We start from the raw sequence: 15840 nt of genomic DNA on the forward strand, positions 1-15840 counted from the left end.
CCCCCCCCCCCCCCAAAACCAACAAACATACACCGCATGCTGCCGGGGTACCGCAGCATCATTCTAGGAAGTTGATAGTGATTATTATCTTTTTTGGGCAATCACACAGCGAATGGTAAAATCTGCATTGCCTTCGACATAAGGATTCGCCATAAAGGGATATCCGTTTGGACGAATGGGATTGGAGCTTAGACCATGGCAACGCCAGTAACAGCCGGATCGGCGGCTGCCGGCACCACGCCCGCCCCCTTGGCCGGGACGATAATGCCCGAAATCGAGCGAGAAGGGGCAGCGCAGGCTGCCACGGTGAAAGCGGGCGCCGCAAAGACCGCCACGGCCAAGACCGGGGCAGCCCAGGCCGCCGCCGAGGTCGAGCGTGAGGCTGCGGCGGCCAAGGCCGCCGGCGTGAAGACCGGCGGCGCCAAGATGGCCGCCGGTGCCGCCAAGGGGACCGGTGCCGCGACCGCCGCCGGGACCACCAAGGCAGCCGCTGGCGGCATCAAGGTCAAGGCCGCCGCCACCGTCGGTGGCGCGAGTGCGGCCGGCGCTGCCACAGCCGCGCCGGCCGCCATGGTGGGCGCCAGCCCACTGTCGACAGCCTGCGGCGGCAGCGCCCTGCTTTCGGGCAAGGGGCTTAGCCTGGGCTTGGGCCTGGGCCTGGGCGCCTGGGGGCCGGTATTGCTTGGCGTGGTCGGCCTGGCCGGCGCCGCCGCTCTTTATGAATATTACAAGAAACGCAAGGCGACCGAGGCCGAGGCCCCGGCCCAGGCTGCCTGACGGAGGATCATGATGAACGCGCAAACCATCGGGCTTTCACAGGAAAGCGGAACCGACTTCAAGTCGCTGGTGCTCTCCGCCCTCAGCTACCTGGGCATTCTTTGCTTCGTGCCGCTGCTGCGGAACCAGGACGACGAATTCGTTCAGTTCCACGCCAAGCAGGGGCTGGTTCTGTGGATGTGGGCCGTGCTGTCCCTGTTCGCGGTCGAAGTGCCGGTTATCGGCAAGTGGTTCTTCGGCCTGTCGTCGATGCTGATCCTGCTGCTGTCACTCGCCGGCCTGCTGTCGGTCGCCTTCCGCCGCGCGTGGAAGCTTCCGGCGGTCAGCTACATCGCCGACCGAATCTGATGCCGCCCGGCCCATGAAACGGCCCAAGCGCCGTTTCATGGGCACCGGGACGGCGGCCTTGCCTCCAATGGCATGTGCCGCCCCTGCCCCGGCCAGTCAAGGCGCCGCGTTCCGAATGCGAACGCCCCAAGACGGCCCATCGATTTCCTGAAAATCATCTTCGCCGATGACCGGAACCACGGGCCCTATGCCCCATTGGGCGCAGGACCCGGGCCGTGCCGCCGGTCACGCCTGAGCGTCGACCTTGCCTGTGTCAGCGCCTGCATCGGTCGCCAGCGCGATGGCGGCGGCCGGACGTCCCCAGGCCAATCGGTCCAGACCCGAACATTTCGGGCATTCCCACGACCAGCGCCCATGGCTTGCCCCGCATTGGCCGCAGACCCAGGTGGGCGCCGCCGGCGCCCCATGCTCGCGTTGGCGCCAGACCTCGGCGGCACGCGCCGACCCGCCGGGCTCGCGGTCCTCGACCTCGGCCATCAGCCGGGCCGCCTGGCCATCCGGCCCCGCCTTCAGGACCGCCATCAGATGGCGGCGGGCCACGCCCCACTTTTGCGCCAACACCGCCGCCTCGCCAACGACCAGATGGGCGTCGGGCTGGTGCGGGTGCGACTCGGCCATGGCCTCGCAACGCGCCAGCCGTTGCTCGGGCGTCTCGTCCGGCCACAGCGAGGCGCAAATGCGCGGCAACACCCTATTGGGCAGAACCCGCCAGGACCGCGCCAGGGCATCCGCCGCCCCGAAACTATCTCCCTGGGCCACAAGGGATTCCAACAGCACCATCCAAGCCGCCAGATCGGCCCCGTTCAGGGCCAGCGCCTCGCCGGCCAGTTGGGCGGCGCGGGCGGCATCGGTGGCGGCGACGGATTGCGCCTCGGCAACCCGTGCCAGAACCCGCCATCTGTCGGCAATTCCGGCAGGCAGGCGACCGGCGGCGAGGTCCAGCCAGGCCGCCGCCTCGCCCCAGGCACCCTGGCGCAGCACCTGGGCAAAGGCGGTCTTGTCGTCGTCGGATGCATCCGCCGGCACCGGCACCGCGGCCGGCTCCGGGGCGGGTTGAGGCTGCGGTTCGGGGGCGGGTTCGGCCTGGCGGACGGGCGGAAGGTCCCCGGCCGGCGCGGTGGGCGGCGGGGTGGGATGGGCCCGTTCGACGATAGCGCGCAGCTTGGCCAGTTCGGCCTCAGTGTCCGTAGGCGGCGGCGGGCTCTCGTGCATTCGGGCCTGTACCCCACGGCGTCCGGCCGAGCGGGCCTTCGCCGGCTCGCCGTCTTCCGCCGCCGACTGGTGGCGGGGCGATGAGGAACGGGGCAGCACCTTGTCCAAACGGGCGGCCAGCTCAGGACTTTCCAACAGCTTGGCCGCCTCGGCGGCGTGGTGCCGCACCTCGGTCGGGTCGCCGGTCCCCGCCAGTTCAAGCGCCTCCAGCAGCGCGGCCATGCCGCGCTCGCGGTTGCGGACTTGGCGCGAACGGCCCAGCCGCCCCGGCAGCGCCACCACCAGCATCGACAGGCGCGACAATCCCGACAACACCAGGAACAGGACCAGAAGAACGCACAGCAGGACCGGCACGTTGGTGTCCACATGCCAGCCCAGCCATTCGACCTGCACCACCCCGGCGTTATCCGAGAACCAAAGGGTCAGCAGCACTACGGGCGAGACGAACAGAAGAAAGCCGAATGCTCGCAAAAACATGACTTATTCGTCCCGAGAGGCGGCGACGGTCATGGCCGCCGTCGATAATTCAGATAGCGTCGCATCCGCCCGCAGGCGAATCTCGGCGGCCTCGACCCAGGGCAGCAGGACCTCGGCGGCGGGGCCTTCCACATCCCGCACCGCCGCCACCCCCGCGCCCAAGTCGCCTCCGGCCACCAGGCGCAGGGCGGAATCCAGCGCGGCCTCGGCCCCCTCGCCACCACCTTCCGCCCTGCGGACCACCACGGCGGCACCCAGCCAGCGGCGCAGGACCGGCGGCACCCAGGACGCACCGGCGGCGGCCATGGCGCGGCGCGCCTGCTGGGCCACGCCGGTGAACCCCTCGGCCAGGGCGACGCGGGTGGCAATACCAGTGCCCGCATGGGGCAGAAGCGGTCCCAACCGATCCGACAGGCCCTTGTCGCCCAGGGTCAGGGCCGCCCGGATCTGAAGCTCGAACGCGGTTCCCCGGTCCACCGCCTCGCGCAATTGCCCAAGAACGGCCAGAAACACCGGCGCCCGATCGCGCCGCTCGGCCATGCGACGGAACGACGCCTCGGCCTTTTCCACCGCGTTGGACAGCTTCGCCGCGCCGCCTTCGTCGCCCGCGACCTTGCGCAGGACCTCCAATTCCGTCTTCAGCGCCGCCAGGTCGGTGCTTAGCCGCGCCAGTTGCGCCTGTTCGTCGCCATTGGCCTCGGCCTTGCCGGCCGCGTGCATCGGTGCCGATTCCAGCTTGCGAGCCGCCGCCTCCACCGCTCCCAGTCGGCGGTCGAAATCAGCCAGCCGATAGGCCAAGGGCTCCAGCGCGGATTCCAGAACGTCCACCCGTTCCTCCAGGGTGGCCGGACGCGCGCTGCCGCCGCCTGCGGCGGCCCCGCCCAGCCAGGCGGACCAGGATTCGGACACGCCCCCTACACGGGGAGCCAGCCAATTCCAGCCCAGGATGACGCCCACGACGGCACCCGCCAGAATAAGTATCCCTATGGCGCCCCCGCCGCCACGGCCTTCCCGTTCCGCGCCGCGGGCCCGCACCCTGTCGTCGACACCCATCGCAACCGCTTTCCCTTCGAGACCATGCCGAGAACCACGTGATTTTCTTGATCGCCGGAGATTTTGGCAAGGCAAACATTGGCCTCGGCGTCAGGCGACGAAACCGGTCCCGAAAAACAGACCCCCGGGCGAGGGGCCATCAGCCGCCCGCCCGGGGGAACGAATCTCACAACGGAAAGCCGATCAGAAGCGATCGGACAGCCAGCTGATCACCGGCAACTTCCAGGCGCGCTGGAACACCACCGACACCAGCCCAAGCACCGAGAACACCAGCACCCCCATGGAGGACAGCCCGAAAATCCAGCCGCCCAGCACCGGAATGTGCAGCGAGAACAGCGCCACCACACCCCAGATCCACAGGACCATCCCCTGCTTGGCATGGAAGTAGACGAACTCGTCCTCGCGCTCGAGAACCAGCGGAACGAAGCACAGCACGCTGAGATAGGACAGCGCCGCCATGACGGTGGTACGCGCACTCAAGGTAGTGCGCAAAACTGCTTCCGACATCCTGCTCCCCCTTCCGCTATCAGGCCAGCGCGTCGCGGAGTTCGGCTTCCTCGTCGCTCTGCGACGCTTCCACCTGGCGGCTCTTGAAATAGGCATAGGCGGCGCCGGCGCCGACGACGCCCAGGATCACCGGCCCCCAGGCGCCCAGGCCCAGGCCCAGGCCCAGGCTGAGCCCCTTGCCCGTCCAGATGGTTCCACCGACGGCCTTGGCGCCGACACTGCCACCAGCGGCGGCCACGCCGCCCTGCGCCATCGGTGCGGCGGCGATCTTGGTTGCGGCGGGCGCGGCCTTGGCCGCAACGGTGCCGGCCTTGGCGGCGGTGCCGGTCTTGGCGGCGGCGCCGGTCTTGGCGGCGGTGCCGGTCTTGGCGGCGGTCCCGGTCTTGGCGGTCAAGCCCTCGCGCTCGACTTCACGCGCGGCGGCGGCCTTTGCCCCGCCCGGAATGCCAGTCGGACACACAACCCCATTGGTGGTCTGAGCAGCCTGCACGTCACATCCCTCCTTACAACTGCGCAAATGGACCGGCGCGACGGAACACGAATGACGGCCAACGGCCGCCCGCCCGAAACACCGAGCCATATGAATGGCATACGAAATCGCTTCCCGGACCTTAAGTCATCAGTCATTGAAACGCCAGAGACAAATCAACACCACTAATGCCGAAAGCCAACATGTAATCGATAATTATTCGCACGCACCTCGATCCCGATGCGTCGGACACCTCGCCGAACACCCGCCCTTGCCACAGGGCCGCTCGCCACGAAGGCGAAGAATCCCGCCAAGCACCAGCAAAATCAACAGGATCCCAGCTGACACACTCCACGGATCGAACATTGCCCACCCCTTGCCGCATTGCGCCGTATCCATTGCCACAACGGCCGGACCGCAGTCAACAAAAGGGAGGCTTGGGACCCCAATTGAACTTCACAACCGGCATGCCGCCTACGCCCGCAACCGCATCGATTGCCCCCTTTCCTTTTAAAGCGGAATTTATTAAGTTAACCGCCGACGCCGGGTGACGGGGGGCGGGACAGACCGGCACCTCTCCCGCTTCGCGCGCAACTCGAATTGTTACGGACTATAAGAAAGCGGGGACACGCCATGATCAATCCGGCAGCTCTTCTTGGCCCCAGCGTGGCGGGCAGCACCCGCTCGCAGGTGTTCGCGGCATTCAGCTATGTCGGAGTGCTGTGCTTCGTCCCCCTGCTCATGAGCCGGGATGATGAATTCGTCTATTTCCATGCCAAGCAGGGCTTGGTCCTGTGGATGTGGAGCATGCTGGCCATGTTCGCCCTTCATCTTCCCGGCGTTGGCAAGTGGGTGTTCGGCTTTTCCTCCACCGGCGTGCTGATCCTGTCGCTGGCCGGCCTGGCCTCGGTGGCCCTGCGCCGCGCCTGGCGCCTGCCCCTGGTCAGCCACGCCGCCGCCTATATCTGAGGCTTCTCGACCCCGGGCGTTCCCGGGGAAAGGAAAAACGCCCCGTCGGCAGCCCGTAAGATCAAGGATATTCGATGCAAACACTTCTTCTGGCAAAGGTCGAAAGCGCCAACCAGGCCGCCCAAGTCGGCGCCCTGGCGGGGCAGACCGTCACCGTCACCAAGGTTTCGGCCACCACCAGCCTTGCCACCCTGGCGCCCGGCGCCGGACAGGCGCCCGTGGTGGTCAAGCTTGATTCGGCGCGCCAGGCGGCCGAACTGAAGGCCCTGATCGGCAAAAGCGTCGTGGTCGGCAAGACCCCGGCCACCATCGGCGGCATCGGCAACTGGATCTCGCTGTCACCGGTGGCGGCGTCATCGGGTGCCGTCGCCGCCACATCGGGCCAGGTGGTCATGCTGAAGGTGGAGGGCACCGCCGCCGCCGCCAAGCTGCCGGTCTTGGCCGGAAAGAGCTTCACCGTGGCCCAGCCGCCCGTCGCGGCCGGCACCAAGGGCGTGGGGATGCTGTATCTCAATCCCGTCGGCGGGGGCAATCTGGTGGCGCTGAACGTTCAGAACACCATGACCCAGACCGGCGGGCTGGTGGGCAAGACCTTCGTCGTTGCCCCAAGCCCGGTGGTCGGCGGCACCACCGGCAAATACCTGGTGCTGAAGCCGGCCGCCGCCGGGGCCGCCAAGGCTGCCGGGGCAGGCGCTGTCGCCGCCAAGTTCATGCCCGCCGCCGCCACCACCACCACCACGGCCGGGGGCGCCGCTGCCGGCCTGGGCGGCTCCGCCCTATTTGCCGCCGGGACGGGTGTCATCAATCCCATCGCCGCCGCCGGTAGCGGCAGCGCCATCCTGTCGGCCAAGGGCGTTGGCGTTGGCCTGGGCCTGGGTCTGGGCGCCTGGGGGCCGGTGATCATCGGCGCCGCCGGCATCGTCGGCGCTGGGGCGCTGTACGCCTGGTACCGCCGCCGCCGCGCCGTACCGGACGTTTCCGACGACGCCCTGCTTGCCGCCGTCAACGATTCCCAGGCTTGATCCCGCCCTTCCTTTGAGAGGTATTCCGTCTTGACCTTCCAACTCGCCCCCTTCCTAGCCAAGTCCGTTCCCGGCATCGGTGTCTTCGGCGCCATCGTCGGCGGCGCCGCCGCCCTGGCCAAGAACGTGCAGCGCGTCAAGGATCAGCAGATTTCCACCACCGAAGCGGCCATCGACACCGGCAAGGAAACCGTGGGCGCCGGCCTCGCCACCGCGCTGTCGGCCGTCGCCGCCACCGCCGTGGGCGGCGGGCTGGTGGTATCCCTGGGCACCGCCGTGGTTGCCGGCGTCGCCGCGAAATATGCCTGGGACCGCGCCGCCGAACTGGTCGAAAAGCGGTTGCTCAAAACCGGCGCCGAAGCGGCCGGTGACGAGGACATCCTGCGGGAAGAACTGGCCTGACTCCTGCCGCCGGGCCGTCCCCACGGGCGGGCCCGGCGGGGCAAAGCGAAGATTGCTGTTTTCGGAAAAGTCCGCACGCCCCGTCCAGGGCATTATTTTTGTTCTTCGCGGCTCGGCAAAGAACGCGCCGGGGCCGCTGCTCGGCGACGGTCGGGGGCGTGCCCTCGGCGGATGCCGGGATGGCGGTTCCAGGAATCCGGAATTCCTGGAAGCTATCATTCCCAAAGAATTCGCCGCATCACCCCGGCGATCCTGTCCGCTTCCTCGAAGACGGCGACCGCCGCCGCCAGGATCAGCATGATGCCGATCTTGATCTTTCCGTTCCTGGGCTGCTGGCCAAAGGGCTGCATCGCAATCCCCGTGTCCGGTCAATGGCAGGCTGAATCGCGTCCCTTCGAGCCGCAGCCGCAGCCGCCGCCGCAGGACGGACCGGCCTTGGGCCGGCAGATCCGCCACACATGGCGGGCAAGGAAAAAGGCGGCCAAGCCGCCAATGGCGGCGATGGCCGCACCATCAAGGAAGGAATCCCACACGACAACACCTTTCCCATAATGGTGAGATGGCGGAAGGGACGGTCCGCATCGTTCCACCCCTTCCACCCACGCCCCGCTGCTTCTTTAGTCCGGGATGCTTGCGCTCACCGGACGACCGCCCGCATCACAGCAGAAGCTTGCTGACGCTCCCCACGATCAGGGACATGGTCCACGCGAAGGCCATGCTGTAGGCTACCGAGAACCCCGCCCATCGCCAGCTATTCGATTCCTTGCCGATGATGGCGATGGTGGACAGGCAAGGGGCATAGAGCAGGGTGAAGATCATGAAGGCAATGGCCGTCGCCGGGGCCATGGCGCCCCGCAGCGCCTCGGTCAGGTCGTCCGATTCCTCTTCCTGGGCGAAGATCACCGCATAGGTGGCTACCACCACTTCCTTGGCGACGAAGCCGGTCATGATGGCCGCCGAATCGCGCCAGGTAAAACCCAGCGGCTCGAACAGCGGCGTCACAGCGATGGATGCCCGGCCAAGATAGCTGCCTTCCAGCTTTTCCTGCGCCTGCTTGGACTTCAGGACCTTCAGCGCCTTGTCCTTTTCCGGACCGTCGGGCTGCGCCTCCTGTTCCTCGATGGCGGCGCCGAAATCCTGGGTATAGGCGATGTCGCGCGGGAATTCCTGCAGGAACCAGATCACGACCGAGCCCACCAGAATGACGCCCGTGACCTTGGCCACGAAACCCTGGGCGCTGTCCCACATATGGTGCAGCACCGAATGCAGGGTCGGCAGACGGTAGGGCGGCAATTCCATCACAAAGGCATCGCCACCGCTGCCGGGGATGATCCGATTCAGAACCACCGCCGACAGCATGGCCGCGCCGATCGAGGCCATGTACATGGCGAATACCACCGTGCCGGCGATATCGGCGAAAAAGGCGCCCGCGAACAGGATATAGACCGGCAGGCGGGCCGAGCAGTTCATGAACGGCGCGATCAGCATGGCGATCAGCCGGGCCCGCTTGTTGGTGATGACGCGGGTGGCCATGACCGCCGGAACATTGCAGCCGAAGCCGGCGACCATGGGGATCAGGGTGGTGCCGTGCAGCCCGAAATGGTGCATCACCCGGTCCATCAGGAAGCTGGCGCGAGCGATGTATCCGGTGCCGCTGAGGATGGCCATGAAGAAGAACAGGATGACGATGTTGGGCAGGAAGACGATGGTTCCGCCCACGCCGGCCATGACACCGTCGATGACCAGGTCGTGGAACATGCCCGGCGGCAGGGCGCCGTCCACATAGGTCGTGGCCAGTTCGACTCCCGCCTTGATCCAATCCGTGGGAATGGCGCCCAGGCTGAAGGTGGTCTGGAACATCACCCACAGGATGCCGAGCAGCAGCGGCAGGCCCAGGGTCCGGTTGAGGAAGAAATCGTCCAGCAGGCGCGTCGCATTGAATCCGGCGGAAACGTCGCCATCGTGGTGGCGGACCTCGCGCAGCAGGCCGTTGGAGAAGGCGAAGCGCGCCGCCGCCAGCAGGCCGGCGCTGTCTTCGTCATGCTCGTGCGTCAGGGAATTTTGCTCGCGCTTGATCTCTTCGATCAACTCGGCATGCTCGGCCTCGCCGCGCAGCAATTGCTCGTCGCCTTCCAGCAGCTTGATGGCGAGCCAGCGGGCGCGATGTCCGTCCATGGCGCCGTGCAGGGTGACCATGTGGCCCTGGATGCGGTCGATGGCGCCTTCCAGGTGCTGGTCGTAATGCAGCCTCATCGGCTGGGGCGGAGGATTGGTCGCCACCTGGACGATGGCGTCCAGCAGGGCCTCGACGCCCTCCTTGCGCAGCGCGCAGGTCTCCACCACCGGCGAGCCCAAAGCCGAGGCCAGCATGGCGTGATCGAGGCGGATGCCGGCCTTGCGCACCTCGTCGATCATGTTCAGCACCGTGACCCGGGGCCGGCCGGTCTCGATCAGCTGCGAGCTGAGGAACAGGCTACGGTCCAAATTGCCGCCGTCCAGGACGTTGACGATGATGTCGGCCTCACCCCTACGGATGAAGTCGCACCCGACCAGTTCCTCGGGGGAGCGCGACGAGGTGGAGAAAATGCCGGGCACATCGATGATGCGCAGGGCCACCCCCTTATGCGTGACATCCTGGCTGGCCAGTTCGGTGGTCACGCGCGGATAATTCGCGATGGCGACCTGGACCCCGGTCAGGGCACTGAACAGGCTCGATGATCCGGCGTTTGGGTTGCCCACCAGCGCCACGGTGACGGGAGATTTCATCACTGGTTTCCTTAACGATTACTTCACGCGGACACGGATCTGCCGGGCCTCGGCATTACGCAGCCCCAGACTGTATCCCATCAGGGTATAGATGCGGGGATCCCCCAGCGGGGCGGAACGATGCAGGCTGACGCGGGTGCCCAGCACCACCCCAAGCGACTGCATGCGACGCTTGAATACCGTGTCGTCGGTTTCGATCCTGACAATCTCGGCTTCTTGACTGGGCAGCAGATCCGCCAGCGTCACGATGCCGTCCAATTCCTGATGCGTCATTTTTTCCCCCTTGAACGAAACGATGGGAAGATCAGTCCGTCCTCGAGTCGAGGGCGAGACAGGCAAATGCGAGTGATTATCTTTATGTCCTTTAACATAGTGGGGGGGGGGGGGGCAAGCCTCACCAGAGCATACCTGGAACCATTTCACAAACATCCGCATTTCCCTTAACTTTGATATGCATTCTCATGTAGCTTGCCGTCGATGCCGCGAGTCACCCGCACTTTTGGCTACCAATACCTCAGACGCCTGCCCCCGGCGCATCCGGGCGCCAAAGGCTAGAAAGGCATTCATCCATGGCAAGTTCATGCTGTTCTGGATCGTGCTGCGGATCGCCCCCTGCCCCCTCGGGGCCGGCCCCTTCCGTCGTCGGCCGGCCCGCGCCGGGCAGCGAGGCCGTCCGGCGCGCCTTCAGGATCAGCGGCATGTGCTGCGCGGCCGAGATCCCCGTCCTGCGGGCGGCGATCGAGCCGTTGATGCCCGCCGGACAAGAACCGGCCTTCGACCTGCTTGCCGGCAAAATGACGGTGCCAGCATCCATATCCCCCGACGTGGTCGTCGCCGCCATCGGCAAGACCGGCATGAAGGCCGAGCCGTGGGAGGCCGCGACCGCCACCGACCGGGATCGGGCGGCCCAGGCGCATCGCCGACGGCAGGCGGCCATGGCTGCGCTTAGCGCCGCCGCCACGGTGGCCGCCTTGGCGCTGGATCAGGCGCCGGGCTTGGCCGCCGCCGCCCGGGGCGCGGAACTTGTGGCCGTCACCATCGGGCTGTGGATGGTTCTGCCCAAGGCGGCCTATGCGCTCAGGGCGCTGCGGCCTGACATGAACCTGCTGATGACCATAGCCGTCCTCTGCGCCCTGATCATGGGCGACTGGATGGAGGCCGCATCGGTCTCGGCCCTGTTCGCCCTGTCCCTGTCCCTGGAGGCTTGGAGCACCGAACGCGCCCGCCGGGGCATCGCCGCCCTGCTGGACCTGGCCCCCACCCAGGCACGGGTCAAGCGCCCGCACGATACGGAAGAGGTGCTGCCGCCCGACATGGTGGCCGTCGGCGAGATCTGCATCGTCCTGGCCGGCGAACGCATCCCGCTGGACGGCCGGATCGTGGCCGGCGAAAGCCTGATCAACCAGGCCCCCATCACCGGCGAAAGCCTGCCGGTGCCCAAGGGGCCCGGCGGCGAGGTTTTCGCCGGCACCATCAACACCGAGGGCGCCATCGAGATCGAGACCCTGAAGCCGGCATCGGACAGCACCCTTAGCAAGGTGGTGCGCATGGTCGAGGCCGCACAGGGGCGCAAGTCAAAGGTCGAACGCTGGATCGACCGCTTCGCCGCCATCTATACCCCCATCGTCCTGGCCGTCGCCGTCGCCGTGGCCGTTCTGCCGCCGCTGCTGCTGGGACGGGGCTGGCAGGAAGGGATATTTCAGGCGCTGGTCCTGCTGGTGATTTCGTGTCCATGTGCCCTGGTGATCTCGACTCCGCTGACGGTGGTCGCCGCCATGGCGTCGGCCGCCCGGGCCGGCATCCTGGTGAAGGGGGGCGAGCATCTGGAAGTGGCCTCGCGCCTGACGGCCGTGGCCTTCGACAAGACCGGCACCATCACCCTGGGTCGCCCGGAGGTGGAAACCGTCGTCGCCCTTGACGGCAGCGACGGGGCCTCCGTCCTGGCCGTCGCCGCAGCCCTGGAAAGCCGCGGCACCCACCCCCTGGGCCGAGCCATCGTGGAGCACGCCCTGACCCAAGGCGTGGACTTCGCCCCGGCCGAGGCCGTCCAGGCCATGCCGGGCAAGGGTCTGCGCGGCCAGGTGGCCGGCCGTGCCGCGTGGCTGGGCTCGGTACGCCATCTGGCGGATCAGGGCGGCGGCGTGCCCCCCGCCTTGGCCAGCCTGGCACGCGAGCTGGCCGAGGGCGGCCGCTCGGTGGTAGCCGTGGGCGATGAACGCGGCCCCCTTGGCGTGATCGCCCTGTCCGACCCGGTCCGACCCCAGGCCGGGGCGGCGCTGGCGGCGCTGCGGCGGGCGGGGATCGCCCACCAGGCCATGCTGACCGGGGACAACGCCGCCACCGCCCGCCGCGTGGCCTCCAGCCTGAGCATCGACACGGTCCACGCCGAACTGCTGCCCGACGAGAAATCCCAGGCCATCGAGACCCTGCTGGATCGGTTCGGCACGGTGGCCATGGTCGGCGACGGCATCAACGACGCGCCGGCCATGGCGCGGTCCTCGCTTGGCATCGCCATGGGCGTGGCGGGCAGCGACACCGCCATCGAGGCCGCCGACGTGGCCCTGATGGCGGACGACCTGGGCTGTCTTGCCTGGCTGGTCGGGCATTCCCGCCGGATGATGCGCATCATCCGCCAGAACATCGGCTTTGCTATCGCGGTCAAGGCGGTCTTCGCCGTCCTGGCATTCGCCGATCTGGCCACCCTGTGGGGCGCCATCGCCGCCGACACCGGCGCCGCCCTGCTGGTCGCCTTGAACGGCTTGCGCATGCTGCGCGGGCCCGCCTCGGCACCCCGCCCGATGACTTGAGCGGGCCGGCGGCCGGACCCCGCACCAAGGCAAGCGCCCCCCCCCGGGGCTGTCACATTCGAGTTGCGAGAAACTAGCCGAAGAACGGGAACCGCCGCCTGACCGGCGGTTCCGCCGGGCTGGGGGCCGCCTTCACCCCGGCGGCCATGACCGTCTTAAGGTCGGGAATGGCGATCGCCGGGGCCCGGCATGCCCTGACCAGACGGGCGCACCAGTCGCGTAGGTGGTAATCCTGGCTGGCCGCCATACGGGCCAGCAGCTCGGACCGCTCGGGCCTCACGAAGTCCGCCCGGGTCAGGATCAGGTTCTCGCCGTTGTGGTGGTGCGCGAACAGGGACGGATCGAAGGTCAGCGCCCGAAACGACACCAGGATCGCCAGCATGGAGAAATGATCCACATCGGCGTCGAAGTGGTGCACATCCCGCTTGGGGTGCTGATAGTTGGTGCCCCCCAGCATGGTCGATTGCAGCCCCCGTAACTCAGGCAGGAACATGGAATCGCAATCGATCAGCCGCAACCGGCCGTCCGGGGTGACCATGACGTTGTCGTGCTTCAGGTCGCCGTGGGCAACGCCGCGCCCGAGCAGGTCCAGGCACAACTTGCTCCACGCCCTGGTCAGGCTGGCCAGAGCCACACCGTTGCGCCGCCGGCACAGGATATCGACCACGGTCCCCAATCCGTTGCCTTCGATCCAGGGCATGGTGACCACCCCATACTCCCCGGGTGGGGCGACGTTGGAGGTGACATAGACCTCGGCCGGCAGGAAGCGCATGGGTACGATGTAGGGGCAATTGCCATGCTGGCTGAACCGGGCGATGGCATGATAGCGGTGTTCAAGGCCCGGCATCGCCCGCGTGAAGCATTTCAGCGCCAGAGTCTCGCCCGAGGGAGACGTCACCTTGAACACACCGGCGAAGTTGCCGGCCAGGAAAACCGGGTTGCGCTTGGCATCCACGATGGGCTGGAAATCCAGGGTGCGGAAACGCCCCCTGGCGTTGGCGACCGCCGTCTTGTAGTCGGCAATCAATGGAAACTGCATGGCCGCTACCTGTCCCCGTCCTGATCGACGTCGATCAGGATCACGCTGCAATCGTCATTGGCCAGCAAGCCGCGCTGGTGCAACTGCCCCATGCGCGCGGCGAAGGTCTGGTCTGAACGAAGACTATGCCGCAACGCGGCCAATTCCGCGCCCAAGCCCTGCCCCGGGGGCCGAGCCCGATGGTTGCGGATGGCCTGGCCCAGGCGCCCGTCGCTGGAAGCGAGCCGGGCGAATTCCGCCGCCATGGGAAAATCCGCCTGCCCCCGGCCCATGCCGGCCAGCGCCCGCAGCAGCAGATACTGGCCGATCCCGTCCGAGGCCAGGATGACGGTGCCGTGGCGCGGCAGGATCACCTCGCCGCCGAACAGGGCGGATTCACGCGGGATGTCCTTCCAGTTCAGCAGATGCGGCGCCCGATCGAGCACCCCCAGACTGCCGGGATAGACCTGGCGCAGGGCCGGTTGACGCCCACTGCCGCGATCGAACACCAGCATCAGGCTGTCCCCATAGGCCAGCCAGCGCAAGGCGGCCCGCCCCTGGCGGGATGACAGCCATCCGGCCATCAGGGTCGCGAACGACCCCTCGCGCACGAACTTGGCGTGCCGAACGGGCGTAGCCTGGGACAGGGCGGCATATTCGCTGCGAAAGCCCATGCAGAATCCGTCCAGCCACTCGTTCAGGGCCTTGAAGCCGGCCAACGGAACCCTCGGCAAGCGCGTGAGCAGTCGTTCCGCCCATGGGCCGCAATAAAGGCCGGCGCCACCGGCACCATCGGAAATGGCGGCCAGCACGCCATCCGGGGTGCGCGACAGCCGCAGCCGGTCCTCGTTCTGCCGCCAGACCGTCTTGCCCGCGCTTTCGAAACTGTCGTTGCGGGGCTTGACCGTGCTGCGTCCCAGTGCCGTCCAAGTAAGCATGGGATGATGCTGATCAGGGAGCGTCGAACGATTCGGCGAACTCGATCCGCAATTCCTCCCCGTCAAGGTCGGAGGAATCCGCTGGAACGTCATCCATGTCGGCATCGGTCTCGGACGAAAGGGACAGGCTGATAGCCTGGCGGGTGCCAATATCCAGCAGCTTCAGCAGCGCCATCGCATCGGCGTTGAACGCCAGCCCCCGGATCGCGGAGGTGCGCTCCAGATCGCGTTCGAACACCTCGCAGATGACCGAACGGTGGCGGGCGGACAGTTCGCTGGACATGTCGTAAAGCAGCCGTGCATAGGGGTCGCGGGGAAGTTCCGACGGCGAGGCAGGGAAAAGCACCGGGGCCTCGTCGCCGCCGGCGATATGGCAGTTGATCAACAGCACGTTGCCGTCGCTGGTGCCAAGCCCCGACAGGCCCCGCGCCGCCGCCAGCAATTCCTGGTCGGAATTGACGTCATTGGCCATGCCGTCGGTGATGTTGATGACCACGGGCGGAAAGGAATGGGGGTTGGCGCGGATCCATTCCTCGATGGTGGCCTGGGCCAGTTGGAAGGCAGCCCGCATGGGGGTGCTGTCCACGCCCACTGGCTTCAGCCAGCGCGACACCGACAGGCGCTCGACCAGCACCTGGCCGCGCATCTCGGTCTCGATCTCGACCTCCTCGATCTCGGCGTGGTTGGCCACCTCGACGATGGGCACCAGACGGCGGCCGGCCAGCGCGCCCTGCCAGCAGAATTCAGGCCGGTTGATGCGGCCGTAGCCGATGATGCCGACATCGAAATAGTCGCGCACGCCTTCGTCGCGCATGCAGCGATTGACCAATTCCTCAAGGGTGCCGTTCAGGGCCGTGGCCACCACTTCCGCCCGGCTGACCGCGCGGCCGGATTTGTCGCGGCAGAACTCCTTATTCATGGAGCGGGACTGGTCGACCATGAAAAGAAAGAGGCCCTTGCGGTCCCGGCTAATGTCCTGGGAATAAGTCATACCACCCTCCTGGCCGGATAGTGCCTCATCCGCCTCCCTTACCACGGTAGGCAGCAACTTGGAAAGCATGCGCGGCAAACTTCC

Annotated in this window: 16 protein-coding genes; 6 read left to right on the forward strand and 10 right to left on the reverse strand. The window is 67.2% G+C overall.

Features of this window, described 5'->3' with window-relative positions; all coding sequences use genetic code 11:
* Window positions 1–264 precede the first annotated feature (264 nt).
* Window positions 265–777, forward strand: a complete 513-nt coding sequence (locus tag MTBUT4_RS18895; protein WP_173981267.1) for a cell wall protein TIR3 precursor — start codon at window positions 265–267, stop codon at window positions 775–777.
* A 12-nt stretch (window positions 778–789) separates the two neighbouring features.
* Window positions 790–1125 (forward strand): hypothetical protein, encoded by a 336-nt coding sequence (locus MTBUT4_RS18900; protein ID WP_173981268.1) that lies wholly within the window; start codon window positions 790–792, stop codon window positions 1123–1125.
* A 225-nt stretch (window positions 1126–1350) separates the two neighbouring features.
* Here the strand turns inward: MTBUT4_RS18900 and MTBUT4_RS18905 are convergent, their stop codons facing one another.
* The 4 genes from MTBUT4_RS18905 to MTBUT4_RS18920 all read right to left on the reverse strand — a co-directional run bounded on the left by MTBUT4_RS18905 (window position 1351) and on the right by MTBUT4_RS18920 (window position 4768).
* The gene (locus MTBUT4_RS18905) at window positions 1351–2814 is read right to left on the reverse strand and encodes a heme biosynthesis HemY N-terminal domain-containing protein (protein ID WP_173981269.1); all 1464 of its coding nucleotides are present in this window, start codon (window positions 2812–2814) and stop codon (window positions 1351–1353) included.
* Between the two features lie 3 nt (window positions 2815–2817).
* Entirely contained in the window at window positions 2818–3723 is a 906-nt protein-coding gene (locus MTBUT4_RS18910; protein WP_254434942.1) for a hypothetical protein, read from the reverse strand.
* A 327-nt stretch (window positions 3724–4050) separates the two neighbouring features.
* The gene (locus MTBUT4_RS18915) at window positions 4051–4347 is read right to left on the reverse strand and encodes a hypothetical protein (RefSeq protein WP_254434943.1); all 297 of its coding nucleotides are present in this window, start codon (window positions 4345–4347) and stop codon (window positions 4051–4053) included.
* 46 nt (window positions 4348–4393) lie between these two features.
* Complete coding sequence (locus MTBUT4_RS18920; RefSeq protein WP_173981272.1) at window positions 4394–4768, reverse strand: magnetic particle specific iron-binding protein; 375 nt, start codon at window positions 4766–4768, stop codon at window positions 4394–4396.
* A gap of 708 nt (window positions 4769–5476) precedes the next feature.
* Between MTBUT4_RS18920 and MTBUT4_RS18925 the strand changes: the two genes are divergently transcribed.
* The 3 genes from MTBUT4_RS18925 (at window position 5477) to mamC (ending at window position 7236) form a co-directional block, all read left to right on the forward strand.
* On the forward strand, window positions 5477–5812 hold the full coding sequence (locus MTBUT4_RS18925; protein WP_173981273.1) for a hypothetical protein: 336 nt from the start codon (window positions 5477–5479) through the stop codon (window positions 5810–5812).
* A 74-nt stretch (window positions 5813–5886) separates the two neighbouring features.
* Entirely contained in the window at window positions 5887–6834 is a 948-nt protein-coding gene (gene mamD / locus MTBUT4_RS18930; protein ID WP_173981274.1) for a magnetosome protein MamD, read from the forward strand.
* 30 nt (window positions 6835–6864) lie between these two features.
* Window positions 6865–7236 (forward strand): magnetosome protein MamC, encoded by a 372-nt coding sequence (mamC, locus tag MTBUT4_RS18935; protein WP_173981275.1) that lies wholly within the window; start codon window positions 6865–6867, stop codon window positions 7234–7236.
* Between the two features lie 215 nt (window positions 7237–7451).
* Here the strand turns inward: mamC and MTBUT4_RS19755 are convergent, their stop codons facing one another.
* The 3 genes from MTBUT4_RS19755 to MTBUT4_RS18945 all read right to left on the reverse strand — a co-directional run bounded on the left by MTBUT4_RS19755 (window position 7452) and on the right by MTBUT4_RS18945 (window position 10275).
* Entirely contained in the window at window positions 7452–7586 is a 135-nt protein-coding gene (locus MTBUT4_RS19755; RefSeq protein ID WP_256367271.1) for a hypothetical protein, read from the reverse strand.
* Between the two features lie 307 nt (window positions 7587–7893).
* Window positions 7894–10002 carry a ferrous iron transport protein B gene (gene feoB, locus MTBUT4_RS18940; RefSeq protein WP_173981276.1) on the reverse strand — a complete coding sequence of 703 codons (2109 nt, stop codon included), beginning with the start codon at window positions 10000–10002 and terminating at the stop codon, window positions 7894–7896.
* A gap of 18 nt (window positions 10003–10020) precedes the next feature.
* Complete coding sequence (locus MTBUT4_RS18945) at window positions 10021–10275, reverse strand: FeoA family protein (protein ID WP_173981277.1); 255 nt, start codon at window positions 10273–10275, stop codon at window positions 10021–10023.
* A gap of 425 nt (window positions 10276–10700) precedes the next feature.
* Between MTBUT4_RS18945 and MTBUT4_RS18950 the strand changes: the two genes are divergently transcribed.
* Window positions 10701–12809, forward strand: a complete 2109-nt coding sequence (locus MTBUT4_RS18950; RefSeq protein WP_173981278.1) for a cation-translocating P-type ATPase — start codon at window positions 10701–10703, stop codon at window positions 12807–12809.
* Window positions 12810–12882: 73 nt separating this feature from the next.
* On the opposite strand, the gene MTBUT4_RS18955 is transcribed toward MTBUT4_RS18950, so the two are convergent.
* Genes MTBUT4_RS18955 through MTBUT4_RS18965 form a run of 3 tightly spaced genes read right to left on the reverse strand, consistent with a single transcriptional unit; the run spans window position 12883 to window position 15756 of the window.
* A complete protein-coding gene (locus MTBUT4_RS18955; RefSeq protein WP_173981279.1) occupies window positions 12883–13848 on the reverse strand; it encodes a protein kinase family protein in 966 nt (321 codons plus the stop codon).
* Between the two features lie 5 nt (window positions 13849–13853).
* Complete coding sequence (locus MTBUT4_RS18960) at window positions 13854–14765, reverse strand: hypothetical protein (RefSeq protein WP_173981280.1); 912 nt, start codon at window positions 14763–14765, stop codon at window positions 13854–13856.
* A gap of 13 nt (window positions 14766–14778) precedes the next feature.
* The gene (locus tag MTBUT4_RS18965; protein ID WP_254434944.1) at window positions 14779–15756 is read right to left on the reverse strand and encodes a hypothetical protein; all 978 of its coding nucleotides are present in this window, start codon (window positions 15754–15756) and stop codon (window positions 14779–14781) included.
* Between the last annotated feature and the right edge of the window lie 84 nt (window positions 15757–15840).

Origin of the sequence: Magnetospirillum sp. UT-4, from assembly GCF_902729435.1 — a bacterium.
In the GTDB taxonomy this organism is placed as follows: domain Bacteria; phylum Pseudomonadota; class Alphaproteobacteria; order Rhodospirillales; family Magnetospirillaceae; genus Magnetospirillum.

What these genes read in the sequence shown, in the direction of transcription:
- MTBUT4_RS18925 (WP_173981273.1), top strand. Translation starts at nt 5,477, where the DNA reads ATGATCAATCCGGCAGCTCTTCTTGGCCCCAGCGTGGCGGGCAGCACC.
- MTBUT4_RS18960 (WP_173981280.1), bottom strand. Translation starts at nt 14,765, where the DNA reads ATGCTTACTTGGACGGCACTGGGACGCAGCACGGTCAAGCCCCGCAAC.
- MTBUT4_RS18950 (WP_173981278.1), top strand. Translation starts at nt 10,701, where the DNA reads ATGTGCTGCGCGGCCGAGATCCCCGTCCTGCGGGCGGCGATCGAGCCG.
- MTBUT4_RS18945 (WP_173981277.1), bottom strand. Translation starts at nt 10,275, where the DNA reads ATGACGCATCAGGAATTGGACGGCATCGTGACGCTGGCGGATCTGCTG.
- mamD (WP_173981274.1), top strand. Translation starts at nt 5,887, where the DNA reads ATGCAAACACTTCTTCTGGCAAAGGTCGAAAGCGCCAACCAGGCCGCC.
- MTBUT4_RS19755 (WP_256367271.1), bottom strand. Translation starts at nt 7,586, where the DNA reads ATGCAGCCCTTTGGCCAGCAGCCCAGGAACGGAAAGATCAAGATCGGC.
- MTBUT4_RS18955 (WP_173981279.1), bottom strand. Translation starts at nt 13,848, where the DNA reads ATGCAGTTTCCATTGATTGCCGACTACAAGACGGCGGTCGCCAACGCC.
- MTBUT4_RS18900 (WP_173981268.1), top strand. Translation starts at nt 790, where the DNA reads ATGAACGCGCAAACCATCGGGCTTTCACAGGAAAGCGGAACCGACTTC.
- MTBUT4_RS18905 (WP_173981269.1), bottom strand. Translation starts at nt 2,814, where the DNA reads ATGTTTTTGCGAGCATTCGGCTTTCTTCTGTTCGTCTCGCCCGTAGTG.
- feoB (WP_173981276.1), bottom strand. Translation starts at nt 10,002, where the DNA reads ATGAAATCTCCCGTCACCGTGGCGCTGGTGGGCAACCCAAACGCCGGA.
- MTBUT4_RS18965 (WP_254434944.1), bottom strand. Translation starts at nt 15,756, where the DNA reads ATGACTTATTCCCAGGACATTAGCCGGGACCGCAAGGGCCTCTTTCTT.
- MTBUT4_RS18895 (WP_173981267.1), top strand. Translation starts at nt 265, where the DNA reads ATGCCCGAAATCGAGCGAGAAGGGGCAGCGCAGGCTGCCACGGTGAAA.